This is a genomic window from Micromonospora sp. NPDC047670, from assembly GCF_043204915.1.
GTDB lineage: Bacteria > Actinomycetota > Actinomycetes > Mycobacteriales > Micromonosporaceae > Micromonospora.
On sequence record NZ_JBIDDA010000010.1, the window covers coordinates 178,208 to 201,687 of the forward strand.

Consider the following 23,480-nt stretch of genomic DNA (forward strand, 5'->3'; position numbering starts at 1 on the left):
CGCAGTCGCGAACGAAGGAGTGGCATCGGTGAGCGCGAGGAGTGCAGCGCAGCGGAGCCCCGCAGTCGCGAACGAAGGAGCGGACCAGTGAGCGTCACGACGCCGCGGGGGTTCCGGGCGGCCGGGGTGGCCGCCGGGCTCAAGGCCAGCGGCGCGAGCGACGTCGCGCTGGTCGTCAACGACGGCCCGGACGCCGGGGTCGCCGGCGTGTTCACCGCCAACCGGGTCAAGGCCGCGCCGGTGCTCTGGACCCAGCAGGTGGTGCGGGGCGGCGTCGTCCGCGCCTTGGTGCTCAACTCGGGCGGGGCCAACGCGTGCACCGGCCCGGCCGGCTTCCAGGACACCCACGCCACCGCCGAGCACGCCGCCGCCGCGCTCACCTCGGCCAGCCCCCGGCTGATGCTCGGGGCGGGCGACGTGGCGGTCTGCTCGACCGGCCTGATCGGCGAGCGGCTGCCGATGCAGAAGCTGCTCCCCGGCGTACGCGCCGCGATCCGCGGGCTGTCCCGCGACGGCGGCGGGGCGGCCGCCGAGGCCATCATGACCACGGACACCCGGCCCAAGACCACGGTGGCCCGGGGCAGCGGCTGGACCGTCGGCGGCATGGCGAAGGGCGCGGGCATGCTCGCCCCCGCGATGGCCACCATGCTCTGCGTGCTGACCACCGACGCGGTGGCCGGGCCGGAGGCCCTCGACGCCGCGCTGCGCGAGGCGTGCCGGGTCACCTTCGACCGGATCGACTCCGACGGCTGCATGTCCACCAACGACACGGTGCTGCTGCTCTCCAGTGGCGCCTCCGGCATCGAGCCCACCGAGGCCGAGCTGACCGCCGCGGTCACCGCGGCGGCCCACGACCTGGCCCAGCAGCTCGTGGCCGACGCCGAGGGCGCCACGAAGCAGATCGCCGTCGACGTGGTCGGTGCGGCGAGCGAGGACGACGCGGTCGAGGTGGGGCGGGCGGTGGCCCGCAACAACCTGGTCAAGACCGCGCTGTTCGGCAACGACCCGAACTGGGGCCGGATCCTCGCGGCCGTCGGCACCACCGCCGCCGCCTTCGAGCCGGACGCGGTGGACGTCGCGGTCAACGGGATCTGGGTGTGCCGCTCCGGCGCCGCCGCCGAGGACCGGTCGAAGGTCGACCTGACCGGGCGGGACGTCACCATCCGCATCGACCTGCACGCCGGCGACGCCGAGGCCACGATCTGGACCAACGACCTCTCCCACGCGTACGTCCACGAGAACTCGGCCTACTCGACATGAGCCTCACCACCGACCTCACCCGCGCCCAGGTCAAGGCCGCCACGCTGATCGAGGCGCTGCCCTGGCTGGCCCGCTTCTCCGGCTCGACCGTCGTGGTCAAGTACGGCGGCAACGCCATGGTCGACCCGGAGCTGCAGCGTGCCTTCGCCGCCGACATGGTCTTCCTGCGCTACGCCGGCCTGAAGCCGGTCGTGGTGCACGGCGGCGGCCCGCAGATCTCCGCCATGCTGGGCCGGCTCGGCATCGCCAGCGAGTTCCGGGGCGGCCTGCGGGTCACCACCCCGGAGGCGATGGACGTGGTCCGGATGGTGCTGGTCGGCCAGGTGGGCCGGGAGCTGGTCGGGCTGATCAACGCGCACGGGCCGTTCGCGGTCGGCCTCTCCGGCGAGGACGCCGGGCTGTTCACCGCGGTGCGACGGCCCGCGTACGTGGACGGGGAGCCGGTCGACGTCGGGCAGGTCGGCGACGTCGAGTCGGTCGACGTCTCGGCGGTCACCGACCTGATCGCGGCCGGGCGCATCCCGGTGATCTCCACCGTCGCGCCGGACGCCGACGGGGTGCTGCACAACCTGAACGCCGACACCGCCGCCGCGGCGCTCGCCGTCGCCCTCGACGCCCGCAAGCTGGTCGTCCTCACCGACGTGCCCGGCCTCTACGCCGACTGGCCGGACACCACCAGCCTGGTCAGCGAGATCACCGCCGACGAGCTGGCGGAGCTGCTGCCGTCGCTGTCCAGCGGCATGGTGCCCAAGATGGAGGCCTGCCTGCGGGCGGTGCGGCAGGGCGTCCCCGCCGCGCACGTCGTCGACGGCCGGGTCGCCCACTCCACGTTGCTGGAGGTCTTCACCTCCGAAGGGTTCGGCACGATGGTCGTCGGCGCCAGGAGCGAGCCCCCCACCCCGGCAGTCGCCGACAAGGAAGGCACGGTCCCGGCATGAGCACCCTCGTCGAGCGCTGGTCGCAGTCCATGATGGACAACTACGCCACGCCGCCGCTCGCCCTCGTCTCCGGCTCCGGCGCCGTCGTGGTCGACGACGCCGGCCGGGAGTACGTCGACCTGGTCGGCGGGATCGCGGTCAACGCCCTCGGCCACGCCCACCCGGCCGTGGTGGCCGCCGTCTCGAAGCAGGTCGCCACCCTCGGGCACGTCTCCAACCTCTACGTCGCCGAGCCGCCGGTGGCCCTCGCCGAGCTGCTGCTGGCCCTGGCCGGCCGGCCGGGTCGGGTCTTCTTCGCCAACTCCGGGGCGGAGGCCAACGAGGCCGCGTTCAAGCTCTCCCGGCTCACCGGACGCACGCACGTGGTCGCCACCACGGGTGGCTTCCACGGTCGCACCATGGGCGCGCTCGCGCTCACCGGCCAGCCGGCCAAGGCCGACCCGTTCCGCCCGCTGCCCGGCGACGTGACCCACGTCGACTACGGCGACGTCGCAGCCCTGGAGGCGGCCGTCACCGACGCCACCGCGATGGTGATCCTGGAGCCGATCCAGGGCGAGAACGGCGTCGTGGTCCCGCCGCCCGGCTACCTGGCCGCCGCCCGCCGGATCACCGCCCGGCACGGCGCCCTGCTGGTGCTCGACGAGGTGCAGACCGGCGTCGGCCGCACCGGCCACTGGTTCGCCCACCAGGCCGAGGGCGTCGAGCCCGACGTGGTGACCCTGGCCAAGGGGCTCGGGGGCGGCCTGCCCATCGGCGCCTGCCTGGCCTTCGGGCGGGCCGCCGAGCTGCTCGCCCCCGGCTCGCACGGCACCACCTTCGGCGGCAACCCGGTGAGCTGCGCCGCCGCCCTCGCGGTGGTGGCGACGATCGCCAACGAGGGGCTGCTCGACCACGTCAAGCGGATCGGCGAGCGGCTGCGCCGGGGGATCGAGGCCCTCCACCATCCGCTGGTCGACGGCGTCCGTGGCGCGGGCCTGCTGCTCGGCGTGGTGCTCGCCGCCCCGGTCGCGAAGGTGCTCGCCGAGGCGCTGCGGGAGACCGGCTTCCTGGTCAACCCGGTGCAGCCGGGCGTGGTCCGGCTCGCTCCGCCGCTGATCCTCACCGCCGCCCAGGTCGACGCCTTCCTGGCCGCCCTCCCGGCCGCCCTGGACGCGGCGTCCCCGGCCGCCGCGGGCACCACCCCGCCTCCGGCCGCCGCCACCCCGGCCGCCGTGGCGGACCTTGGTGGGGAACGGCCCCTGGAGGGGCCGGCAGCTTCCAAGATCTCGACGCCAACGCCAACGCCAACGCCAACGCCAACGCCAACGCCAACGCCGACGGTGGCGTCGACCGGCACGGCCGCGTCCGGGCCGAGCACGACGGAGACGAACGCATGATCCGGCACTTCCTGCGCGACGACGACCTGACCCCGGCCGAGCAGTCGGCCGTGCTCGACCTCGCAACGCGGATGAAGGCCGACCGGTTCGGCCACCGGCCGCTGGCCGGGCCCCGGTCGGTGGCGGTGCTGTTCGACAAGCAGAGCCTGCGCACACGGTTCTCGTTCGACGTCGGCATCGCCGAGCTCGGCGGGCACCCCCTCGTGGTGGACACCCAGGTCACCCACTTCGGCCGGGGCGAGACCCTCGGCGACGCCGGGCGGGTGCTCTCCCGCTACGTCGCGGCGATCGTGCTGCGTACGCACGGCGACGACCGGATCGCCGAGGTCGCCGACGCGGCCACCGTGCCGGTGGTCAACGCGCTCACGGACGGGTTCCACCCCTGCCAGCTCCTGGCCGACCTGCTCACGATCCGCGAGCACTGCGGCGGCACCGCCGGGCGGACGCTCGCCTACGTCGGTGACGCCGCCAACAACCTGTCCCACTCGTACCTGCTCGCCGGGGCGACCGCCGGGATGCACGTCCGGGTCGCCGGGCCGGCCGGTTTCGGCCCCGACCCGGAGGTGGTCGCCCGGGCCGAGAAGATCGCCGCCGGCACCGGCGGTTCCGTGCAGGCCCTGACCGATCCGGTCGCGGCGGTGGCCGGGGCCGACGTGGTCGCCACCGACACCTGGACGTCGATGGGCCAGGAGGACGACGGGCTGGACCGGATCACCCCGTTCCTGCCGTACCAGGTCAACGCCGCGCTGCTCGGCCACGCCGCACCCGATGTCGTCGTGCTGCACTGCCTGCCCGCGCACCGCGGCGAGGAGATCACCGACGAGGTGCTCGACGGTCCGCGCAGCGCCGTGTTCGACCAGGCGGAGAATCGGCTGCACGCCCAGAAGGCGCTGCTGACGTTCCTCCTCGGGGCCGCGCCCGCCGTCCCGGACGCGGCGGCGCCGGGCGCCGCCGCGACCAGGGAGACACCGTGACCGCCCCGCTGACCCGCGCCGCCCGACACGCCCGCATCCTCGAGCTGATCCGGGACAAGGCGATCCACTCGCAGACCGAACTGGCCGACCTGCTCGCCGGCGACGGCATCCAGGTCACCCAGGCCACCCTGTCCCGCGATCTCAAGGAACTGGGCGCGGTGACCGTACGCGGCGGCGACGGGCGCGGCGTCTACCTGATCCCCGAGGACGGCCACCGGCCGCTGCGCGACGCCGAGGCGGCGCCGGCCCGGCTGGTCCGGCTGCTGCGCGAGCTGCTCAACGGGGTCGACTCCAGCGGCAACATCGCCGTGCTGCGCACCCCGCCGGGCGCAGCCCACTACCTGGCCAGCGCGTTGGACCGAGCGGGCCTGCCCGAGGTCGTCGGCACCATCGCCGGCGACGACACCATCCTCGTCGTGGCCCGCGAGGCCGTCGGCGGGGCCGCGCTCGGCGACAAGCTCGCCGGCTGGGCCCGCCGGGAAGAGAACGTTGAAGGGAGCACCACACCATGACCGAGCGGGTCGTCCTTGCCTACTCCGGAGGTCTCGACACCTCCGTCGCCATTCCCTACCTCGCCGAGCAGACCGGCGCCGAGGTGATCGCGGTCGCGGTCGACGTCGGGCAGGGCGGCGAGGACCTCGACGCCATCCGGCAGCGCGCCCTGGACTGCGGCGCGGTCGAGTCCGAGGTGGTCGACGCGCGCGACGAGTTCGCCGCCGAGTACTGCCTGCCGGCCATCCGCGCGAACGCGCTCTACATGGACCGTTACCCGCTGGTCTCCGCGCTGTCCCGGCCGCTGATCGTCAAGCACCTGGTGGCCGCGGCCCGCAAGCACGGCGGCACCATCGTGTCGCACGGCTGCACCGGCAAGGGCAACGACCAGGTCCGCTTCGAGGTCGGGCTGGGCGCGCTCGCCCCCGAGCTGAAGATCGTCGCGCCGGCCCGGGACTTCGCCTGGACGCGGGACAAGGCGATCGCCTTCGCGGAGGAGAAGGGGCTGCCGATCGACGTGTCGGCGAAGTCGCCGTACTCGATCGACCAGAACCTGTGGGGCCGCGCCGTGGAGACCGGCTTCCTGGAGGACATCTGGAACGGCCCGATCGAGGACCTCTACTCCTACACCGCCGACCCGGCCGAGCCCCGCGACGCCGAAGAGGTCGTGATCACCTTCGACGCCGGCGTGCCGGTGGCGATCGACGGCGAGACCGTCACCCCGTACCAGGCGATCCTGGAGCTGAACCGGCGCGCGGGCGCCCAGGGCGTCGGCCGGCTCGACATGGTCGAGGACCGCCTCGTGGGCATCAAGAGCCGTGAGGTGTACGAGGCGCCCGGCGCGATCGCGCTGATCACCGCCCACCAGGAGCTGGAGGCGGTGACCGTGGAGCGGGACCTGGCCCGGTTCAAGAAGAGCGTCGACCAGCGCTGGGGCGAGCTGGTCTACGACGGCCTCTGGTTCTCCCCGCTGAAGAACTCGCTGGACGCGTTCATCGACGACGCGCAGCGGCACGTCACCGGCGAGGTGCGGCTCACCCTGCACGGCGGTCGGGCCACGGTCACCGGCCGGCGCTCCGAGGCCAGCCTGTACGACTTCGGCATGGCCACCTACGACACCGGCGACACCTTCGACCAGTCCCTCGCCAAGGGCTTCGTCCAGCTCTGGGGCCTGCCCAGCAAGATGGCCGCCGCGCGGGACGCCCGGCTGGGCGGCTCCTGACCGTGGCAACGACAATGGGCGGCGTGGACGACAAGAGCCTGACCGAGAACAGTGCCGCCACCAACCGCACCAGCCTCTGGGGCGGCCGGTTCGCCGGCGGCCCCGCCGAGGCCCTCGCACGGCTGTCGGTGAGCGTGCAGTTCGACTGGCGCCTCGCCCCGTACGACATCGCGGGTTCCCGGGCGCACGCCCGGGTCCTCGCCGGCGCGGGCCTGCTCGACCCGGAGGAACTGGGTCGCATCCTCGCCGCCCTGGACGACCTGGAGGCCGCCTGCGCCTCCGGGCAGTTCCGCCCCACTGTCGACGACGAGGACGTGCACACCGCGCTGGAGCGCGGGCTGCTGGAGCGCCTGGGCAGCCTCGGCGGCAAGCTGCGCGCGGGCCGGTCCCGCAACGACCAGGTCGCCACCGACCTGCGGCTCTACCTGCGCGACCACGCCCGAGGCGTGGCGTCCCGGCTGGTCGAGTTGGCCGAGGCGCTGGTCGAGCAGGCCGGGCGGCACGTGGACACCGCCGCGCCGGGGATGACTCACCTCCAGCACGCCCAGCCGGTCACCTTCGGGCACTGGCTGCTCGCCCACGTGCAGCCGCTGCTGCGGGACCTGGAACGGCTGCGCGACTGGGACCACCGGACGGCGGTCAGCCCGCTCGGCGCGGGCGCGCTCGCCGGCTCCGGCCTGCCGCTGGACCCGGTGGCCGTCTCGAAGGAACTGGGCTTCCGCACGTCCTTCGCCAACTCGATGGACGCCGTGGCCGACCGGGACTTCGTCGCCGAGTTCCTCTTCGTCACCGCGATGATCGGGGTGCACCTGTCCCGCCTCGGCGAGGAGGTGGTGCTCTGGACGTCCCAGGAGTTCGGCTGGGTGGAGCTGGACGACGCCTTCGCCACCGGTTCGTCGATCATGCCGCAGAAGAAGAACGCTGACATCGCCGAGCTGGCGCGGGGCAAGTCGGGCCGGCTCGTCGGCGGGCTGGTGGCCGTGTTGACCATGCTCAAGGGCCTGCCGATGACCTACGACCGGGACATGCAGGAGGACAAGGAGCCGGCCTTCGACGCGGTCGACACCCTGGAGCTGCTGCTGCCGGCCCTCGCCGGGATGATCTCCACGATGACCGTCCGGGTGGACCGGCTGGTCGCGGCCGCGCCGGTGGGCTTCTCGCTGGCGACCGAGGTGGCCGACTGGCTCGTCCGGCGGGGGGTGCCGTTCCGCGACGCGCACGAGATCACCGGGAAGCTGGTGGCGCTCTGCGTGGCCCGCGACTGCGCCCTCGACGAGGTAAGCGACGACGACCTCGCGGCGGTCAGCGAGCACCTCGACCCGTCCGTGCGGGACGTGCTCTCGGTGCGTTCGGCGCTCGCCGCCCGGATCACGCCGGGCTCGACCGGCCCCGGTCCGGTCGCCGACCAGCTCGCCGCCGCCGCGGACAAGCTGGCCGGCTGGCGGGAGTGGGCCGCCGAGCGGGTCGTGCCCCGCTGAGCTCTGCGACCCCGCGCGGCGCCGCCGGTGCCGCGCGGGGCTCAGGCCGTCGGCCGCTCCCGCTTCGGCAGCTTCGCCACCACCGCGTCGTACGACGCGTCGACCGCCTCGGTCAGTTCCTCGTCGTCGATCCCGCCGGCCAGGCGCAGCGTGTTCCAGCCGGAGCGCCCGATGTACGGCGACGGCCGCGCGTCGCCGGGGTGCCGGTGCAGCCACTCGTCGGCGATCTCCCGGCTCGGGCCGCACTTCACCCCCACCGTCGGGTCGTCGCCGTCGGCCGAGCCGAGGAAGGCGAAGATCCGGCTGCCCACCTTGACCACCTCGTCGCCCTCCCACGGCTGGTCCAGCCAGGCTCCCGGCTTCCCCAGGCAGTACGCCAGCATCTCCTCGCGCGTCATCGCGTCCTCCTCGACACCGATCCCGTGCCCAGTCTCGCCCATCGGGGGCGTCAGTCGGCGGTGGCGGTGCGGGCGCAGAGGCGTTCGAAGCGCTGTTTGGCGGCCTGCGCGCTGCCCAGCCCGAGCCCGTACGCGATCTGCTGCCAGGTCAGCCCGCGGCCGCGGGCCAGCGTGAGCAGCCCCGCCTCCATCGCGTCGACCTCGGCGCGCAGGTGCGGCACGAGGGTGAGCGCCGCGACGAGGTCCGCGTCGTCGACCGGCTCCTCCCCGGGCTCCGTCTCGGCCCCGCCGGCGGCGAGGGCGGTGACCAGCGCGACGGCCTCGTAGGTGTCGGGGAGGTAGGGGTTGGTGTGGCGGCGCCGGCGGGTCTCGGTGCCGGCGTGCCGTTCGGTGATCCGGTGCAGCGCGTCGTAGGTGCGGTGCGCCCGGGCCCGTCCGGCGTCGGGCGCGGTGAAGGAGTCGGTCATGCCGTCGACCCCATCATGCCAACGTCGCGTTGTCAACGAATTGTTTATAGGCGGCGGTCGGCGCGCCGCGCGGATAGGGTCGGGCTCGTGGTGACGTACTCCGACCCCCGTCCCGTCGACCTCGCGGCGCTGGCCGACCTGCTCTCCGGGCCCGTGGTGCCGGCGGCGCGCGGCCTGCTCGGCTGCCGGCTCTCCGCCGGCGGCGTCACCGTCCGGATCACCGAGGTCGAGGCGTACGCCGGGACGGCCGGCGACCCGGCGTCGCACGCGCACCGGGGCCGCACCCCGCGCAACGCGGTGATGTTCGGGCCGGCCGGGCACGCCTACGTCTACTTCACCTACGGCATGCACTGGTGCATGAACGTGGTCACCGGGCCGGACGGGGAGGCGTCGGCGGTGCTGCTGCGCGCCGGCGAGGTGGTCGACGGCCTCGACGTGGCCCGGGCCCGGCGCACCGCCGTACGCCGGGACGTCGATCTCGCGCGCGGGCCCGCCCGGCTCTGCGCGGCGCTGGGCATCGACAAGGGCGTCTACGGCCGCTACCTGCTCGGCGACGGCCCGGTCCGGCTGCGCCCGGCCGACCGCCCGGTGCCGGCGGACGCGGTGGCCGCCGGCCCGAGGGTGGGCGTGACGGGGGCGCACGACGTCCCGTGGCGGTTCTGGATCGCCGGCGACCCGACGGTGAGCGCCTACCGCCGGCACGTCCCGCGCAGCCGCTCCTGACCGCCCTGCCGTGCCCGTCCGCGCGTCCCGCCCGGCCGGCCGAATGGCCGGGCGGGCGGGGTGACGGCGCCCACCGGCGCGACCCCTCGACGCGGAATAGTTGACTCGTCAAATATGTTGTGCGGTGCGTCCGGGAGCCGCTCCGGCCCCGGGCCGGGACAACGCGAGGAGCTGGTCATGCAGTTCGGAGTCTTCACCGTCGGCGACGTCACGGTCGACCCGACCACCGGTCGGGAGCCGACCGAGCATGAGCGGATCAAGGCGATGGTCACCATCGCGCTGAAGGCCGAGGAGGTCGGCCTGGACGTCTTCGCCACCGGCGAGCACCACAACCCGCCGTTCGTGCCGTCGTCGCCCACCACCATGCTGGGGTTCATCGCCGCCCGCACCGAGCGCCTGCTGCTGTCCACCTCGACGACGCTGATCACCACGAACGACCCGGTGAAGATCGCCGAGGACTACGCGATGCTCCAGCACCTCGCCGACGGCCGGGTCGACCTGATGATGGGACGCGGCAACACCGGCCCGGTCTACCCGTGGTTCGGCCAGGACATCCGCAACGGCATCCCGCTCGCCATCGAGAACTACGACCTGCTGCGCCGGCTCTGGCGCGAGGACGTGGTCGACTGGAAGGGCCGCTTCCGCACCCCGCTGCAGGCGTTCACCTCGACGCCGCGTCCGCTCGACGGCGTGCCGCCGTTCGTCTGGCACGGCTCCATCCGCAGCCCCGAGATCGCTGAGCAGGCGGCCTACTACGGCGACGGTTTCTTCGCCAACCACATCTTCTGGCCGAAGGAGCACACCCAGCGGATGGTCGGCCTCTACCGGCAGCGGTTCGCGCACTACGGCCACGGCTCCGCCGACCAGGCGATCGTCGGGCTGGGCGGGCAGGTGTTCATGCGCCGCAACTCGCAGGACGCCGTGCGGGAGTTCCGCCCGTACTTCGACAACGCCCCCGTCTACGGCCACGGCCCGTCACTGGAGGAGTTCACCGCGCAGACCCCGCTGACCGTGGGCAGCCCGCAGCAGGTCATCGACCGGACGCTGGGCTTCCGCGACTACGTCGGCGACTACCAGCGCCAGCTCTTCCTCGTCGACCACGCCGGCCTGCCGCTGAAGACCGTGCTGGAGCAGCTCGACCTGCTCGGTGAGGAGGTCGTCCCGGTGCTGCGCAAGGAGTTCGAGTCGCTGCGCCCGGCCCACGTGCCCGAGGCGCCGACGCACGCGTCGCTGCGGGCCGCCGCCGAGCGGACCGAAGCCGGCGCGGAGGCGGACCGATGACCCGCCGCACCCTCGCCGTGGTGTCGGCCGGGCTCGGCCAGCCCTCGTCGACCCGGCTGCTCGCCGACCAGCTCGCCGCCGCCACCCGCGACGAGCTGGCCCGGCGGGGCGACGACGTCGACGTCCGCCCCGTCGAGCTGCGCGAGCACGCCCACGACATCGTCAACCACCTGCTCACCGGCTTCCCGTCGCCCGCGCTGCGGGAGGTGCTCGACACGGTCACCGGCGCGGACGGCCTGATCGCCGTCACACCGATCTTCAACGCGTCGTACAACGGACTGTTCAAGTCCTTCTTCGACCTGGTCGACACCGGCGCCCTGACCGACCGGCCGGTGCTGGTCGGCGCCACCGGCGGCACCGCCCGGCACTCGCTCGCCCTGGAGCACGCCCTCCGCCCGATGTTCGCGTACCTGCGGTCGGTCGTGGTGCCCACGGCGGTCTTCGCGGCGCCCGAGGACTGGTCCGCCGGCACCGCCGACGGCGCGCTGCGCGCACGGATCGCCCGCGCCGGCGGCGAGTTGGCCGACCAGGTCCACCGGCGCCCGCCCTCCGCCGGCCCGGCGGACCCGTTCGCCCTCACCACCAGCTTCGAGGAACTGCTCGGGGGCCGGGACCACTGACCGCCGCCGACCCGCCGGCCCGTCGGGGCCGGCGGGTCCGGGCCGGCTCAGCGGGCGTGGCCGTACGGGCGGGCGACCAGCACCGGGCAGTGCGCGTGCTGCACCAGCGCCTGGCTGACCGAGCCGAGCAGCATCCCGGCGAACCCGCCCCGGCCCCGCGAGCCGACCACCACCAGCGCCGCGTCGCCGCTCGCCTCGATCAGCGCCTGTTCCGGCTTGGCGGCCCGCAGCACCCGCTCCTCGACGGGCAGCCCCGGATGGCTGCCGCGTACCGCCGCCGCAGCCGTGGCCAGCGGCCCGGCGGGCTCCGCGGCGGCCTGCGCCACCTCGTCCGGCGGGCGGACGTGCGCCAGCACCAGCCCGGTGCCGCGGCGGGTCGCCTCGTCGGCGGCGTGCCCGACGGCCAGCTCGGCGGGCTCCGAGCCGTCCACCCCGACCAGCACCGGCCCGGCGGCCGGGACCGGCCCCTCGGCGGGGCGGACCACCAGCACGGGGCAGTGCGCGTGCGAAGCCACCTGCGTGCCGACCGAGCCGAGCAGCAGCCCCGCGAAACCGCCCAGGCCGCGGCTGCCCACCACCACCAGCTCGGCCCGCCGCGACTCCTCGACCAGCGTCGCGCCCGGCCCGCCGGCCACCTGGCGCACCTGGACGGCCAGCCCCGGCCAGCGCCCCACCAGGTCGGCGGCCGCCTGCTCCAGCATCTTCTGCGCCTCCTCGGTCGGCGCCGGCAACCCCAGGTCGTACGGGTTGGGCGGCACGCCGTAGCCGAGCGGGTGCAGGTAGCCGTGCACCAGGTGCAGGGGGCGGGACCGCTGCACGGCGGCCCGGGCGGCGTGCTCCGCCGCCACCAGGCTCGGCGGCGATCCGTCCACACCCACCACGACGGGTCGGTTCATCAGCCCTCCCAGAGGTCGATCAGGTCATTGTCGACGCGGCCCGGCCCGCCCACCGGGGATTTCCCGACGTGCCGCCCGCCGAATCCGTCACCGCCCGCCGGCCGACGCCCCGTCGCGCCGTCCGGGGGAGCGGCCGGCGCGACGGGAGCGACGATCAGGAGGGTCGGGACACCTCGGCGTGCCGCACGATCACCAGTGGGGAGTGCGCGTGGTGCAGCACGGCGTGGCTGACGGAGCCGAGCAGCAGGCCGCTCAGCGGGCCCCGGCCGCGCGCCCCCACGACCACGAGCTGGGCCGCCTTCGACTCCTCGACCAGCACCCGGGCCGGGGTGCCGCGGACCAGCCGGTGCCGCACCGGCACGTCCGGGTAGCGCTCGGCGAAGCCGGCGAGGGACTCGGCGAGCGTCCGCTCCTGCTCGGCGGCGTAGGCGTCCAGGTCGTACACCAGGGGCAGGATCTCGCCCGGGCCCACCGGCGTGGGGTGGAGCCAGGCCTGCACCGCGAGCAGCGGGGCGCCGCGGCGGGACGCCTCCTCGAAGGCGAACCCGACGGCCTCGGTCGAGCACTCGGAACCGTCCACGCCCACCACGACCGGCCCGTCGGCGCGCGGCTCGCCGCGCACCACCATGACCGGGCACAGCGCGTGGGCGGAGACCTGTACCGTGACCGAGCCGATCAGCAGCCCGGCGAAGCCGCCCAGACCCCGGTGCCCGAGCACCACCAACGCGGCCTCCCGGGACTCGTCGAGCACGACGGACGTCGCCGCGCCGTCGACCACCGCGCCGGTGACCGCGACCTCGGGGGCGGCCTTGCCGGCCTCGGCGACCGCCTCGGCGACGTACCGCTCGGCCTGGTGACGCAGGCCGGCGTCGGCCGGCGCGCCCGGCACCGGGTCCAGCGGGGCGTTGGTCAGCGGCCAGATGAAGGCGTGCACCACCCGCAGCGGACGCTGCCGCCGCGCCGCCTCCCGCGCCGCCACCCGGACCGCGTCCAGTCCGGCCGCCGAACCGTCCACACCCACGACGACCGGGGCACCGGTGTTGATGGTCATCACTCCTCCTTCGTCCGCCTTCATCCTGCCCCGCCCGAACGCTACCGGTCAGAGGCGGTCGTCCCGGTCGTCGGGCCTTTGGTCCCGAACCGCCGGCCCGCCGGCCCGCGCCGGTGCCCGGCCGTCCGCCTCCGCCGCGCCCGGGGCGGGCCCACCGGCCGGCGCCACGGCGTCGTCCGCCGTCGCACCGGCCGGGACGGCGGTCCGGGCCGGGCGGCGGGCCAGCCGCAGCACGAGTCCGGGCAGCACGCTGACGGCGGCGCAGGCCGCCAGCTCGGCCGCGCCCAGGGGCTCCGTGCCGAGCAGGTCACGCAGCGGGGGCAGCAGCACACCGGCCACCTGGAGCAGCGCCGAGACCGCCACCGCGACCGGCAGCGCACGGTTGCCACGTTGGGCGCCACCCGCCCGCGGCGCCCGGACCGCGAGCGCGACCCCGAGCTGGGCCAGGCCGAGCACCACGAAGACCACCGACTGCCAGGGCCGCTCCCAGTGCGCCGCGGCCGCGCCGGCGCCGAGCACCACGGCGGCGATCAGGGCACCGGTGACCAGCACGTCCCGGCCCAGGCCGGCCCCGAGCACCGACTCCGACGGGGAGCGGGGGGCCCGCCGCAGTGTGCCGGGCTCCGCCGGTTCCGCGCCCAGGGCCACCCCGGGCACGCCGTGGGTGAGCAGGTTGACCCAGAGGATCTGCGCCGGCAGCAGCGGTACGGCCAGCCCGAACAGCGGCCCGAGCAGCATCACCGCGATCTCGGCGACCCCGCCGGAGAGGGCGTACCGCAGGAACCGGCGGATGTTGTCGTAGATGCGGCGGCCCTCGCCGATCGCGGCGGCGACGGTGGACAGGTCGTCGTCGACCAGCACCAGGTCGGCGGCCTGCCGGGCGACCTCCGTGCCGCCGCCCATCGCCACCCCGATGTCGGCGCGGCGCAGGGCCGGGGCGTCGTTCACCCCGTCGCCGGTCATCGCCACCACGTGGCCCCGGGACTGCAACCCGGCGATGATGTCGAGCTTCTGGTCCGGCTGGGTACGCGCGAACACCCGGGCCCGCGGGTGCGCCCGCGCCGGGTCGCCGTCGTCGCCGCGTACCAGCGGGTCGCCCTCGCGCCACAGCCCGAGCTGGCCGCCGATCGCCGCGGCGGTCGCGGGGTGGTCGCCGGTGATCAGCACCAGCCGGACCCCGGCCTCGTCGAAGCTGCCCGCGATGTCGGCCGCGCCGGCGCGCAGCGGATCGCCGACGGCGACCAGCCCCGCCGGCCGCAGTCCGGTCGGCCGGGCGGGGTCCGCCGGCGGCGCGTCGGCCACGGCGGACGCGACCGCGAGCACCCGCAGCCCCTCGGCGGCCAGCCGGTGCGCGGTGGCCGTCAGCTCGGCGATCTCCTCGGCGGTGGCGTCGACCAGCGGCGCGGCCAGCACGTTCTCCGGCGCGCCCTTGCACACTACCAGGAACCGGCGGTCGCAGGAGCGGTGCACCGTGGTCATCCGGCGCAGCTCCTGGTCGAAGGGGTGCTCGGCGACCCGGGGCCAGGCGGCGCGGGTGGTCTCCGGATCGAGGCCGCAGCGGCCGGCGAACGCGACCAGCGCCGCCTCCAGCGGGTCGCCGACCGCGGCCCACTCCGGTCGCTCGTCCGTGGGCGGCGCCAGGGTGGCGTCGTTGCAGAGCAGCCCGGCCCGCGCCAGGCGGCGCAGCTCGTCCGGTACGGCCACCGGCTCGCCCCCGTGACGCACGACGCCGTGCGGCGTGTAGCCGGTGCCGGTCACGCCGTAGCGGGAGCCGTCGGCGGTGATCGCGTGCTGCACCGCCATCCGGCCCTGCGTCAGTGTGCCGGTCTTGTCGGAGGCGATCACGGTGACCGAGCCGAGCGTCTCCACCGCGTGCAGCCGGCGGGGGATCGCCCGCGCCCCGGCCATCCGGCGGGCGCCGAGGGCGAGGGCGAGGGTGACCACCGCCGGCAGCGACTCGGGCACCGCCGCCACCACCAGGCTCACCGCGGTGACCGCCATGTCGACCACCGGCCGCCCACCGACCACGCCCACGACGAAGACCAGCCCGGAGAGCGCCACCGCGGCGAAGCCGAGGAGCCGGCCGAGCCCGGCCAGCCGGCGCTGCAACGGGGTGGCGGCGGGCCGGGTGGACGCCACCAGCGCGGTGATCCGGCCGAGCGCGCTCGCGGCGCCGGTACGCACCACCGTGCCGCCGGCCCGCCCGGTGGTGACCACGGTGCCCGCGCTGGTCTCCTCGCCGGCGGCCCGGGCGACCGGCACCGACTCGCCGGTCAGCGCCGACTCGTCGAGGGTCAACCGGGCGGCCTCGGCGAGGAGCAGGACGGCGGGGACCACGTCGCCGGCCTCGATTCGCACCAGGTCGCCCCGGACCAGCTCGGCGGCGGGCAGGACGACGTCCCGACCGTCCCGCACCACCCGAGCGGTGGGCGCGGCGAGCTGGTCCAGCGCGGCGATCGCCCGGTCGGCCCGGACCTCCTGCACCACCCCGATGGCGGTGTTCACCAGCACGACCAGCACGATCACCGCCGTGTCCGGGTAGTCCCGCAGCGCGGTGGTGACCACGGCGGCGGCCAGCAGCAGCGCCACCAGCGGATCGGTGAGCTGGCGCAGGACCCGGGTCGCCAGGTGCCGGCGGGGCGGCGCGGCCGCCGCGTTCGGGCCGTCCGCGCGCAGCCGGGCGGCGGCCGCCGCGGAGCTGAGTCCGGCCGCCGGCCTGATCGAGGTGTCAACGGGCACCGCTACGCCCCCGTCCACGCCGTATCCCGGACATCCCCACATCGCCTCCGCCCTGCCGTGGCGCCGTCGCGGCGCCCCTTCCGCTTCCACCCTCGCCGCGCCCGGCCCGAGCGACCAGGGGAGTTCGCCCGCGCGGCCCGGGACCAACGGCCCTGTTCCGCGGGGCCGGCGCGCGGTGCACTGGGTGGCAGGACGGACGACTGCGTCGCAGGCCCGGCCACCGCCGACCCTCCGGACGAAGGAGGCACCCCGCATGACCACCCTCGACGTGCTCCGCGCGCACCCGTTCCTCGCCGGGCTGCCCGAGCCGTGGCTGCCCAGGCTGGCCGGCTACGCCCGCCCGGTGGTCTGGCACCCCGGGCACCGGCTGTTCCGGGCCGACCAGCCGGCGGAGCGCTTCTGGCTGGTCCGCGCCGGCCGGGTGGCGCTCGACTTCCCGGTGCCCGGCCGCGGCGACGTCGAGATCGAGGAGATCGGCCCGGGCGGGGTGCTGGGCTGGTCGTGGCTGTTCCCGCCGTACCGCTGGCAGTTCGGGGCGGTGGCGGCGCAGCGCAGCACGGCGGTGGAGTTCACCGCCCAGGGGGTGCGCCGGCTGATGGAGTCGGACGACGCGCTCGGCCGGCAGCTCACCACCCGCTTCATGAGCGTGGTGGTGGACCGGCTGCACGCGGCCCGGGGTCGGCTGCTCGACCTGTACGGCTACCCCACGCTCGCCCCGCCCGCCGCCTGATCACCGTCGGGGGGGGCATCTCCACGGTGCGGAAGGGAAGCCGCCCCGACCGACAGCGCCTTCGACCCGAGCTTGACGCCTATCCCTGCGCGGCGACGAGGAACATCGGCACCGCGACGAAGATCCGGTTCGTGCGGGCGCGCTCGGCTTGCTCGGCGAGCCAGCCTTCCTCGTCCGTGATCCGGTGCAGCAGGCCGAGGGCGGCGTCGTCGGTGAACACGCTCGTGTGCACCTCGACGACCGGGTCGGTGAACCCGGCGTCGAGCAGCAGGTTGCGGTACCTGCGGGCGACGCGCGGCGACGGGAGCAGGTCCGCCTTCGCGTGGATCAGCCGGCGGGTGGTCTCCGGCTCGTCCGAGTCGACGACGAACGTGTCCCAGTCCTGGCCGAGCAGCACGACCCGGCCGTCCGGCGCGAGCACCCGGCGGGCCTCGGCCACGGCTCGCGCCGGGTCGTCGAGCGTGTGCAACACCTTGTCAGCGCGGTAGCCGGAGACCGATCCGGTCTCCAGCGGCAGCTCGTAGGCGTCGCCGACGTGGAACTCGCCGGTCGGCCAGCGCTTCCGGGCCACGGCGATCATGTCGGGGTCGAGGTCGACGCCGATCGCGTGGGCCCCGCGTTCGGCCAGCTCGGCGACTGCGCGGCCAGAGCCGCAGCCGGCGTCGACCACGGCTCGGCCGGTGAGGTCGCCGAGCAGCTCGTAGGAACGTGCGCGCAGCTCGAGAGCCTGGGGTTGCGAGTCGACGGCATCGAGGACAGCAAGCAGGTTGTACATGCCCGCCATGGTCTGACTTAATGTCGACATGAAGTCAAGCCCGATGACGATCGGGCAGGTGGCCGACCACTTCGGGCTGCCGACGCACGTGCTACGGCACTGGGAGTCGATGGGCCTGCTCTTCCCCGCCCGCGTCGAGGGCGGCCGCCGCCGCTACACCCGCGACGACCTGGTCCGGGTGGCATCTGTCGTGCGCCTGAAGCAGGCCGGCCTGCCGCTGCCGGACATCGGGGAGTTCCTCGCCTCGATCCACACCGCCGCACACAAGGACGTGCTGCGCCGCAACCGCCGCGTGCTGCAGACCAGGATGGCGGCGCTGCAGTCGGCGCTCGACCTCCTCGAGGCCGGGCTAAACTGCTCGCACGAGGACATCACGACCTGCCCGAACTACCGGGCCCACCTCGCGGAGCTGGTGGACGTCCAGGAGGCGGAGAGGTAGGCAGTGAGCGCACCGGGGGAGGTATGCCGCCACGTACACCGCGGAACTGGACCTGGCCGCGCTCGGCGTCACCCTCGGCGATACCGTCACGGTCGCGTACGGCTTCGGCCACCTCGCCCACGAGACCACGTGAGCGTCACCGCGCCGCCCTCTCGCGGCCTGCCGTCGGCGAGCTCGCCAGGGACGGCGGCGTAGGCGTCGTCGCGGGCCGGCCCGAGCCCGCGCCCCGCTGGACGCGGCCCGCTAGCCGTCGCCGGCAGGGCGCTCGCGCACCACCAGCTCGTCGATCTCCAGCCGGCCGATGCGCAACTCCCGCACGGCCGCCCGGCGGACCGCCAGCCGCCCGATCGCCAGCGCTCCGACGGCGAAAGCCCCGACGGCCAGCGCGCCCACGGCCAGCGCTCCGAGCGACGCCGCGCCCGCCGCCCGCGCGCCCGCCGCCACGCCGACGGGTGTCCCGACCGCCCGCGCGCCCCGTACCGCTCGTGTCATCCGCTCATTGTCCGGGCGACGCCTGCCCCCGCGGGCCCGAATGCTCCCGATCACCGCGCGGGGCGGCCGGTGGTGCGCCGGACCGGCAGGCGCGGCGGATCGGGCGTGACGCGTCGTCCGCGATGTCACCATCGGGCCTATCCTCGGGCCCGTGACCACCAACCTGCGCCTGCGCCCCGTCCGCGACGACGACCTGCCCCACTTCTTCAGCCACGAGCAGGACGCCGAGGCCAACTGGATGGCCGCCTTCGGCCCGGAGGACCCGGCCGACCGGGCGCGGTTCGACGCCCACTGGCGCCGGGTGCGCGCCGACGAGCGGATCGTCGCCCGCACGGCAGTCGTCGGCGACGAGGTGGTCGGCCGCGTGGTCGCCTTCCCCGTCGACGAGAAGACCGAGGTCAGCTACTGGATCGACCCGCGACGCTGGGGCCGGGGATACGCCACGGCCGCACTCACCGTCCTGCTGCGCGAGCTGCCGCAGCGGCCCGTGCACGCCCGCGCCGCCAAGGACAACCGCGCCTCGCTCGCCGTGCTGCGCAAGTGCGGCTTCGTCGTCACCGGCGAGGACAAGGGGTACGCCAACGGCCGTGGCGCCGAGGTGGAGGAGTGGGTGCTGGAGCTCACGGACCGGTGAGCCGTCCGCGAGCCGCCGCCCGCCGGGCGGCATGACCAGGGCGGCCACTACTCTCGCGGGGTGAACTGGCTGGAACTGATCGGCTGGACCGGCTCGGCGCTGCTGGTCTGGTCGCTGCTGCAGACGCGCATCCTGCGGCTGCGCGCCCTGAACCTGCTCGGTTGTCTGATCCTGATCGGCTACAACGCCGCGGTGCAGGTCTGGCCGATGGTGGGGCTGAACGTCGTGCTGGCCGTGATCAACGTCTGGTACCTGCGCACCATGCTCGCCACCCGGCACGACGAGGCGACCTACCAGGTGGTGGAGGTCGGCGTCGACGACCAGTTCCTGGCCCACACGCTGCGCGTGCACGCCGCCGACATCGCCCGGTTCAACCCCGGGTTCCGCTGGCCGCCCGGCACCTCCGCGGAGCGTTCCGCCTTCCTGGTCCTGCTGGCCGACGAGGTGGTCGGCGTGGTGCTGTCGCACGCCGAACCGGAGGGCGTGGCGCAGGTCGACCTCGACTACGTCACCCGCCGGTTCCGGGACTTCACCCCCGGCGAGTTCGTCTACCGGCGCAGCCGCCTCTTCACCGACCGGGGGTTCCGCCGGGTCGTCACCCCGCCCGGCATGGTCGCCCCCTACTACCACCGGCTCGGCTTCCGCCCCGAGGGCCGCTCGTACGTGCTCGACCTGCCGAGCCCGCCGGTCGCCGAGCGAGCCTGAGCACTTCCCGGGCCGGCCGAGGATTCGCCGGTCGGTCCGGTGGGCACAAGACGGCCTACGCCGGCCGGGCCTTCGGCCGGCGGTGCCGATCGTGCCGAGGGGCACCGGTCCGCGTGAGGAGAGCCGGGCGTGCAGAGCATCTGGAGCCAACTGGCCCTGGTCGGTGTCCTGGTCATCCTCAACGCGGTCTTCGCGGGCAGCGAGATGGCGCTGGTCTCGCTGCGGGACAGCCAGATCCAGCGGCTGGAACGCACCAGCCGGGCCGGCCGGGTGCTGGCCCGGCTCGCCAAGGACCCGAACCGGTTCCTCGCCACCATCCAGATCGGCATCACCCTCGCCGGTTTCCTGGCCTCCGCCGCGGCGGCGGTGTCGCTGGCCAAGCCCCTGGTGCCGCTGCTCTCCGCGCTGGGCGGCGCCGCCGAGAGCGTCGCGATCGTGGTGGTCACCCTCGCGCTGACCTTCGTCACCCTGGTCTTCGGCGAGCTGGCCCCCAAGCGGATCGCCATGCAGGCCGCCGAGCGGTGGGCGCTGCTGGTGGCCCGCCCGCTGGACCTGCTGGCCTCCCTCACCCGCCCGGCCGTCTGGGCCCTCGGCGCCACCAGCGACCTGGTCGTACGCCTGGTCGGGCTCAACCCGAGGCACGAACCGGACGAGATCGGGCCCGACGAGCTGCGGGACATCGTCTCCGGCAACCACGGCTTCACCAAGGAGCAGCGGACGATCATCGCCGGGGCGGTGGAGATCGCCGACCGGCAGCTGAAGGCGGTGCTCGTACCCCGGTTGCAGGTCTTCACGCTCGACAGCGGGACCACCGCGGAGGCCGCGCGGCTGCTGCTGGCCGCCACCGGCCACTCCCGGGCGCCCGTGGTCCGGCACGGCGGCGGGCTGGACGACGCGGTCGGGGTAATCCACCTGCGGGACCTGGTCGGCGTCCGCGACGACCGCCCGGTAGACGAGTGCGCCCGCCCGCCGATGCTGCTGCCGGACTCGCTGTCGGTGGTGGACGCGCTGCGGCAGTTCAAGGCCGAGCGGCAGCACATCGCCCTGGTGGTCGACGAGCGGGGCGCGGTCGACGGGATCGTCACCCTGGAGGACATCCTGGAGGAGATCGTCGGGGAGATCTACGACGAGACCGACCGGGACGTCCGCGCCGTGCGCACCGAGCCGGACGGCGCCATGCTGCTTCCCGGCACCTTCCCGGTGCACGACCTCGGCGACATCGGCGTGGACCTGCCGGGCCGCCCCGGCGGCGACTACACCACCATCGCGGGCCTGGTGCTCACCTGCCTCGGGCACATCCCCACCGTCGCGGGGGAGAGCGTCACCGTGGACGGCTGGGAACTGGAGGTGGCCGGGATCGACCACCGCGCGATCACCGGCGTCCGGCTGCGCCGACCGGCCGAGCCGGCGCCCGACGACGCCGACGAGCCGGTGTTGGGCCAGGCCCGCGGCTGAGGGCCCCCGGCGGGGGCGCGGGTCAGGCGGGGGAGAGGTTCTGCAGCCGCACCTGACCGCGCGCCACGAGCCGGGCGTCGGCGTCGGTGATCTCCACCTGCCAGAGCTGCTGGCTGCGCCCCCGGTGCACGGGGGTGCCCACGGCGGTCAGCTCGCCCTCGCGGACCGCGCGCAGGAAGTCCGTCTGGTTCGACACACCGACGACCTGCCCCCGGTCGCCCAGCCAGAGCGATCCGCCGACGCTGGCGGCAGTCTCGACCACCGAGCAGTACACGCCGCCGTGCTGGATCCCGAACGGTTGGTGCAGCTCGGGGCGGACCTTCCAGCGGATCACCACGCGGTCCCCGCTGACCTCGTCGAACGTGAGGCCGAGCAGGGCGACGAAGCCGCCCGTCACATCCGGCATGTCCACGGCGTTCCCCTTCCGATCATGGCGTCGCCAGCCTACGCCGCGTCCGCTCGGCAAACCCGGTACGGTCCGCGCCCCCTCGTGGGGGAGAATGGGTGACCGTGACCGACAGCAGCCTCCCGCCGCCCGGGCGGGACTCCCTGACCGACGACCTGCGGTGGCGTGGCCTGATCCAGGACTCCACCGGCCTCGACGAGCTGCGTACGCTGCTCGACGGCGGTGCCGCCGCCTTCTATGTGGGGTTCGACCCGACCGCGCCGAGCCTGCACGTCGGCCACCTGATGCAGGTCGCCACGGCCCGTCGGCTCCAGCTCGCCGGGCACCGGCCGCTGCTGCTCGTCGGCGGCGCGACCGGCCAGATCGGCGACCCGAAGGAGAGCGCCGAGCGCACCCTCAACCCGCCCGAGGTGGTCGCCGGCTGGGTACCCCGGATCCGCGACCAGCTCGCCCCCTTCGTGTCGTACGAGGGGGAGAACGCCGCGCGACTGGTCAACAACCTCGACTGGACCGGCGAGATGTCGGTGGTCGAGTTCCTCCGCGACGTCGGCAAGCACTTCCCGGTGAACAAGATGCTGGCCCGGGAGGTCGTCAAGGCGCGGCTGGAGAGCGGGATCAGCTTCACCGAGTTCAGCTACCAGCTGCTCCAGGCGAACGACTTCTTCGAGCTGCACCGCCGGCACGGCTGCCAGCTCCAGTTCGGCGGCTCCGACCAGTGGGGCAACATCACCGCCGGCGTGGACTACGTCCGCCGTCGCGGCGCCGGCCCGGTGCAGGCGTTCACCACCCCGCTGGTCACCAAGTCGGACGGGACGAAGTTCGGCAAGACCGAGGGCGGCGCGATCTGGCTCGACCCCGAGATGACCAGCCCGTACGCGTTCTACCAGTTCTGGGTGAACGTCGACGACCGGGACGTGAGCCGCTACCTGCGCTACTTCAGCTTCCGCTCCCGCGAGGAGCTGGAGGCGCTGGAGAAGGAGACGGCGGAGCGGCCGGCGGCCCGGGCGGCGCAGCGGGCCCTGGCCGAGGAGCTGACCACCCTCGTGCACGGCGAGCGGGAGATGGCGCAGGTGGTCGCCGCCAGCCAGGCGCTCTTCGGGCGGGGCTCGCTGGCGGAGCTCGCGCCGGCGACCCTGCGCGCCGCGCTGACCGAGGCCGGCCTCGTCCATCTCGACGAGCTGCCCGACGTCGCCACGCTGCTGCGCGACTCCGGGCTGGTCCCGAGCCTCAAGGAGGCGCGCCGGGTGATCGCCGAGGGCGGCGCCTACGTCAACAACACCCGGGTCACCGAGACCGACGCCACGGTGGACCGCGGTGACCTGCTGCACGGCCGGTACCTGGTGCTGCGCCGCGGCAAGCGGTCGTTCGCCGGGGTCGAGCTGCGCGGATAGCCGTACGTCGCCCGACGTGACGCGGGACGCCCCCGGTGGATTTGACGACCGATCCGCCGGGGGCGTAACTTTCTCTCTGCCAGCGCGGAACGGACGAACCGGGGCGAAGCCACCGGAGGCCGGGCGCGGGAATGAGCTTCGGGTCCGGTGTGTTGCAATCATCGGTGCCCGGACCGGGCGGTGCCCCGGATCTGCCGCGAGGCGGATTTGGCGAGGCGGAGCCGACCGGGTATGGTTCATCGCCGGTAGGGAACCGGGCGAGCTTGCGGGAGACCGCAGCGGCCGGCCTGCCGGAAGTCACCCGACAACGGCGGAAGCCGATGTCGCGTGGCGCCCGGAAATGGGATTGAAGTGGTGCGGATCGCTGCGAAGCGGTTTGACACGGCGGAAATCACCGGGTAACGTGGTAAAAGTGCCCGGCGCGGGATTGCGTCGGGGATGGTGAACGAAATGCCCCGGGTCGGGGGCTCCACGGGTGTGGGGTTTCCGGGCGGTGTGTGGTTGTTCTTTGAGAACTCAACAGGGTGCTTGATAAGCC

Annotated in this window: 24 protein-coding genes; 16 read left to right on the forward strand and 8 right to left on the reverse strand. The window is 74.7% G+C overall.

Annotation, left to right across the window (positions count from 1 at the left end; all coding sequences use genetic code 11):
- Positions 1-87 precede the first annotated feature (87 nt).
- From argJ to argH, 7 genes are read left to right on the forward strand one after another with little or no spacing between them, the layout of a single operon-like run.
- Positions 88-1,260 (forward strand): bifunctional glutamate N-acetyltransferase/amino-acid acetyltransferase ArgJ, encoded by a 1,173-nt coding sequence (argJ, locus tag ACGF7U_RS23480; protein ID WP_393109932.1) that lies wholly within the window; start codon positions 88-90, stop codon positions 1,258-1,260.
- Positions 1,257-2,198, forward strand: a complete 942-nt coding sequence (gene argB, locus ACGF7U_RS23485) for an acetylglutamate kinase (RefSeq protein WP_393109934.1) — start codon at positions 1,257-1,259, stop codon at positions 2,196-2,198. The genes argJ and argB overlap by 4 nt, the downstream gene beginning before the upstream one ends.
- Complete coding sequence (locus ACGF7U_RS23490) at positions 2,195-3,574, forward strand: acetylornithine transaminase (RefSeq protein WP_393109935.1); 1,380 nt, start codon at positions 2,195-2,197, stop codon at positions 3,572-3,574. The genes argB and ACGF7U_RS23490 overlap by 4 nt, the downstream gene beginning before the upstream one ends.
- Complete coding sequence (gene argF / locus ACGF7U_RS23495; RefSeq protein WP_393109937.1) at positions 3,571-4,548, forward strand: ornithine carbamoyltransferase; 978 nt, start codon at positions 3,571-3,573, stop codon at positions 4,546-4,548. The genes ACGF7U_RS23490 and argF overlap by 4 nt, the downstream gene beginning before the upstream one ends.
- Positions 4,545-5,060: an arginine repressor gene (locus ACGF7U_RS23500; RefSeq protein ID WP_393109939.1), complete on the forward strand. Its 516-nt coding sequence runs from the start codon at positions 4,545-4,547 to the stop codon at positions 5,058-5,060. The genes argF and ACGF7U_RS23500 overlap by 4 nt, the downstream gene beginning before the upstream one ends.
- Positions 5,057-6,262, forward strand: coding sequence for an argininosuccinate synthase (locus tag ACGF7U_RS23505; protein WP_393109941.1), 1,206 nt, complete (start codon positions 5,057-5,059; stop codon positions 6,260-6,262). Before ACGF7U_RS23500 ends, ACGF7U_RS23505 begins: the two co-directional genes overlap by 4 nt.
- Before the next feature lie 14 nt (positions 6,263-6,276).
- Complete coding sequence (argH, locus tag ACGF7U_RS23510) at positions 6,277-7,740, forward strand: argininosuccinate lyase (RefSeq protein WP_393109986.1); 1,464 nt, start codon at positions 6,277-6,279, stop codon at positions 7,738-7,740.
- Between the two features lie 41 nt (positions 7,741-7,781).
- Here the strand turns inward: argH and ACGF7U_RS23515 are convergent, their stop codons facing one another.
- Both ACGF7U_RS23515 and ACGF7U_RS23520 read right to left on the reverse strand, forming a co-directional pair.
- Entirely contained in the window at positions 7,782-8,138 is a 357-nt protein-coding gene (locus ACGF7U_RS23515; protein ID WP_393109943.1) for an MmcQ/YjbR family DNA-binding protein, read from the reverse strand.
- A 50-nt stretch (positions 8,139-8,188) separates the two neighbouring features.
- Complete coding sequence (locus tag ACGF7U_RS23520) at positions 8,189-8,605, reverse strand: DNA-binding protein (RefSeq protein WP_393109945.1); 417 nt, start codon at positions 8,603-8,605, stop codon at positions 8,189-8,191.
- 90 nt (positions 8,606-8,695) lie between these two features.
- On the opposite strand from ACGF7U_RS23520, the gene ACGF7U_RS23525 reads away from it, so the two are divergent.
- The 3 genes from ACGF7U_RS23525 to ACGF7U_RS23535 all read left to right on the forward strand — a co-directional run bounded on the left by ACGF7U_RS23525 (position 8,696) and on the right by ACGF7U_RS23535 (position 11,229).
- Complete coding sequence (locus tag ACGF7U_RS23525; RefSeq protein WP_393109988.1) at positions 8,696-9,328, forward strand: DNA-3-methyladenine glycosylase; 633 nt, start codon at positions 8,696-8,698, stop codon at positions 9,326-9,328.
- A gap of 177 nt (positions 9,329-9,505) precedes the next feature.
- Positions 9,506-10,609, forward strand: coding sequence for an LLM class flavin-dependent oxidoreductase (locus ACGF7U_RS23530; RefSeq protein WP_393109947.1), 1,104 nt, complete (start codon positions 9,506-9,508; stop codon positions 10,607-10,609).
- Positions 10,606-11,229 carry an FMN reductase gene (locus ACGF7U_RS23535; RefSeq protein WP_393109949.1) on the forward strand — a complete coding sequence of 208 codons (624 nt, stop codon included), beginning with the start codon at positions 10,606-10,608 and terminating at the stop codon, positions 11,227-11,229. Before ACGF7U_RS23530 ends, ACGF7U_RS23535 begins: the two co-directional genes overlap by 4 nt.
- A 47-nt stretch (positions 11,230-11,276) precedes the next feature.
- Here ACGF7U_RS23535 and ACGF7U_RS23540 read toward each other — a convergent pair whose 3' ends face one another.
- From ACGF7U_RS23540 to ACGF7U_RS23550, 3 genes are all read right to left on the reverse strand, one after another.
- A complete protein-coding gene (locus tag ACGF7U_RS23540) occupies positions 11,277-12,125 on the reverse strand; it encodes a universal stress protein (RefSeq protein ID WP_393109951.1) in 849 nt (282 codons plus the stop codon).
- A 154-nt stretch (positions 12,126-12,279) separates the two neighbouring features.
- The gene (locus ACGF7U_RS23545) at positions 12,280-13,176 is read right to left on the reverse strand and encodes a universal stress protein (protein WP_393109953.1); all 897 of its coding nucleotides are present in this window, start codon (positions 13,174-13,176) and stop codon (positions 12,280-12,282) included.
- 48 nt (positions 13,177-13,224) lie between these two features.
- Positions 13,225-15,957, reverse strand: coding sequence for a cation-translocating P-type ATPase (locus ACGF7U_RS23550; RefSeq protein WP_393109955.1), 2,733 nt, complete (start codon positions 15,955-15,957; stop codon positions 13,225-13,227).
- Positions 15,958-16,168: 211 nt separating this feature from the next.
- Between ACGF7U_RS23550 and ACGF7U_RS23555 the strand changes: the two genes are divergently transcribed.
- On the forward strand, positions 16,169-16,645 hold the full coding sequence (locus tag ACGF7U_RS23555) for a cyclic nucleotide-binding domain-containing protein (RefSeq protein WP_393109957.1): 477 nt from the start codon (positions 16,169-16,171) through the stop codon (positions 16,643-16,645).
- Positions 16,646-16,724: 79 nt separating this feature from the next.
- Here the strand turns inward: ACGF7U_RS23555 and ACGF7U_RS23560 are convergent, their stop codons facing one another.
- Positions 16,725-17,420 (reverse strand): methyltransferase domain-containing protein, encoded by a 696-nt coding sequence (locus ACGF7U_RS23560; protein WP_393109959.1) that lies wholly within the window; start codon positions 17,418-17,420, stop codon positions 16,725-16,727.
- 28 nt (positions 17,421-17,448) lie between these two features.
- Between ACGF7U_RS23560 and ACGF7U_RS23565 the strand changes: the two genes are divergently transcribed.
- The gene (locus ACGF7U_RS23565) at positions 17,449-17,859 is read left to right on the forward strand and encodes a MerR family transcriptional regulator (RefSeq protein ID WP_393109961.1); all 411 of its coding nucleotides are present in this window, start codon (positions 17,449-17,451) and stop codon (positions 17,857-17,859) included.
- Between the two features lie 243 nt (positions 17,860-18,102).
- On the opposite strand, the gene ACGF7U_RS23570 is transcribed toward ACGF7U_RS23565, so the two are convergent.
- Positions 18,103-18,351 carry a hypothetical protein gene (locus tag ACGF7U_RS23570; protein ID WP_393109963.1) on the reverse strand — a complete coding sequence of 83 codons (249 nt, stop codon included), beginning with the start codon at positions 18,349-18,351 and terminating at the stop codon, positions 18,103-18,105.
- A 151-nt stretch (positions 18,352-18,502) separates the two neighbouring features.
- Here ACGF7U_RS23570 and ACGF7U_RS23575 point away from each other — a divergent pair, with 151 nt between their 5' ends.
- From ACGF7U_RS23575 to ACGF7U_RS23585, 3 genes are all read left to right on the forward strand, one after another.
- Positions 18,503-18,985, forward strand: coding sequence for a GNAT family N-acetyltransferase (locus ACGF7U_RS23575; protein WP_393109965.1), 483 nt, complete (start codon positions 18,503-18,505; stop codon positions 18,983-18,985).
- Positions 18,986-19,045: 60 nt separating this feature from the next.
- A complete protein-coding gene (locus ACGF7U_RS23580) occupies positions 19,046-19,690 on the forward strand; it encodes a hypothetical protein (protein ID WP_393109967.1) in 645 nt (214 codons plus the stop codon).
- Positions 19,691-19,819: 129 nt separating this feature from the next.
- Positions 19,820-21,145 carry a hemolysin family protein gene (locus ACGF7U_RS23585; RefSeq protein WP_393109969.1) on the forward strand — a complete coding sequence of 442 codons (1,326 nt, stop codon included), beginning with the start codon at positions 19,820-19,822 and terminating at the stop codon, positions 21,143-21,145.
- A gap of 22 nt (positions 21,146-21,167) precedes the next feature.
- On the opposite strand, the gene ACGF7U_RS23590 is transcribed toward ACGF7U_RS23585, so the two are convergent.
- Positions 21,168-21,551 (reverse strand): PaaI family thioesterase, encoded by a 384-nt coding sequence (locus ACGF7U_RS23590; RefSeq protein WP_393109990.1) that lies wholly within the window; start codon positions 21,549-21,551, stop codon positions 21,168-21,170.
- A 104-nt stretch (positions 21,552-21,655) separates the two neighbouring features.
- On the opposite strand from ACGF7U_RS23590, the gene tyrS reads away from it, so the two are divergent.
- Positions 21,656-22,942: a tyrosine--tRNA ligase gene (tyrS, locus tag ACGF7U_RS23595; protein WP_393109992.1), complete on the forward strand. Its 1,287-nt coding sequence runs from the start codon at positions 21,656-21,658 to the stop codon at positions 22,940-22,942.
- Positions 22,943-23,480: the final 538 nt, after the last annotated feature.

Bases quoted from the DNA above. Each gene is read 5' to 3' on its own strand.
- argB (WP_393109934.1), top strand. From the start codon at position 1,257: ATGAGCCTCACCACCGACCTCACCCGCGCCCAGGTCAAGGCCGCCACG.
- ACGF7U_RS23490 (WP_393109935.1), top strand. From the start codon at position 2,195: ATGAGCACCCTCGTCGAGCGCTGGTCGCAGTCCATGATGGACAACTAC.
- argF (WP_393109937.1), top strand. From the start codon at position 3,571: ATGATCCGGCACTTCCTGCGCGACGACGACCTGACCCCGGCCGAGCAG.
- ACGF7U_RS23505 (WP_393109941.1), top strand. From the start codon at position 5,057: ATGACCGAGCGGGTCGTCCTTGCCTACTCCGGAGGTCTCGACACCTCC.
- argH (WP_393109986.1), top strand. From the start codon at position 6,277: ATGGGCGGCGTGGACGACAAGAGCCTGACCGAGAACAGTGCCGCCACC.
- ACGF7U_RS23515 (WP_393109943.1), bottom strand. From the start codon at position 8,138: ATGACGCGCGAGGAGATGCTGGCGTACTGCCTGGGGAAGCCGGGAGCC.
- ACGF7U_RS23520 (WP_393109945.1), bottom strand. From the start codon at position 8,605: ATGACCGACTCCTTCACCGCGCCCGACGCCGGACGGGCCCGGGCGCAC.
- ACGF7U_RS23530 (WP_393109947.1), top strand. From the start codon at position 9,506: ATGCAGTTCGGAGTCTTCACCGTCGGCGACGTCACGGTCGACCCGACC.
- ACGF7U_RS23535 (WP_393109949.1), top strand. From the start codon at position 10,606: ATGACCCGCCGCACCCTCGCCGTGGTGTCGGCCGGGCTCGGCCAGCCC.
- ACGF7U_RS23540 (WP_393109951.1), bottom strand. From the start codon at position 12,125: ATGAACCGACCCGTCGTGGTGGGTGTGGACGGATCGCCGCCGAGCCTG.
- ACGF7U_RS23545 (WP_393109953.1), bottom strand. From the start codon at position 13,176: ATGACCATCAACACCGGTGCCCCGGTCGTCGTGGGTGTGGACGGTTCG.
- ACGF7U_RS23550 (WP_393109955.1), bottom strand. From the start codon at position 15,957: ATGTGGGGATGTCCGGGATACGGCGTGGACGGGGGCGTAGCGGTGCCC.
- ACGF7U_RS23555 (WP_393109957.1), top strand. From the start codon at position 16,169: ATGACCACCCTCGACGTGCTCCGCGCGCACCCGTTCCTCGCCGGGCTG.
- ACGF7U_RS23560 (WP_393109959.1), bottom strand. From the start codon at position 17,420: ATGTACAACCTGCTTGCTGTCCTCGATGCCGTCGACTCGCAACCCCAG.
- ACGF7U_RS23565 (WP_393109961.1), top strand. From the start codon at position 17,449: ATGAAGTCAAGCCCGATGACGATCGGGCAGGTGGCCGACCACTTCGGG.
- ACGF7U_RS23570 (WP_393109963.1), bottom strand. From the start codon at position 18,351: ATGACACGAGCGGTACGGGGCGCGCGGGCGGTCGGGACACCCGTCGGC.
- ACGF7U_RS23590 (WP_393109990.1), bottom strand. From the start codon at position 21,551: ATGCCGGATGTGACGGGCGGCTTCGTCGCCCTGCTCGGCCTCACGTTC.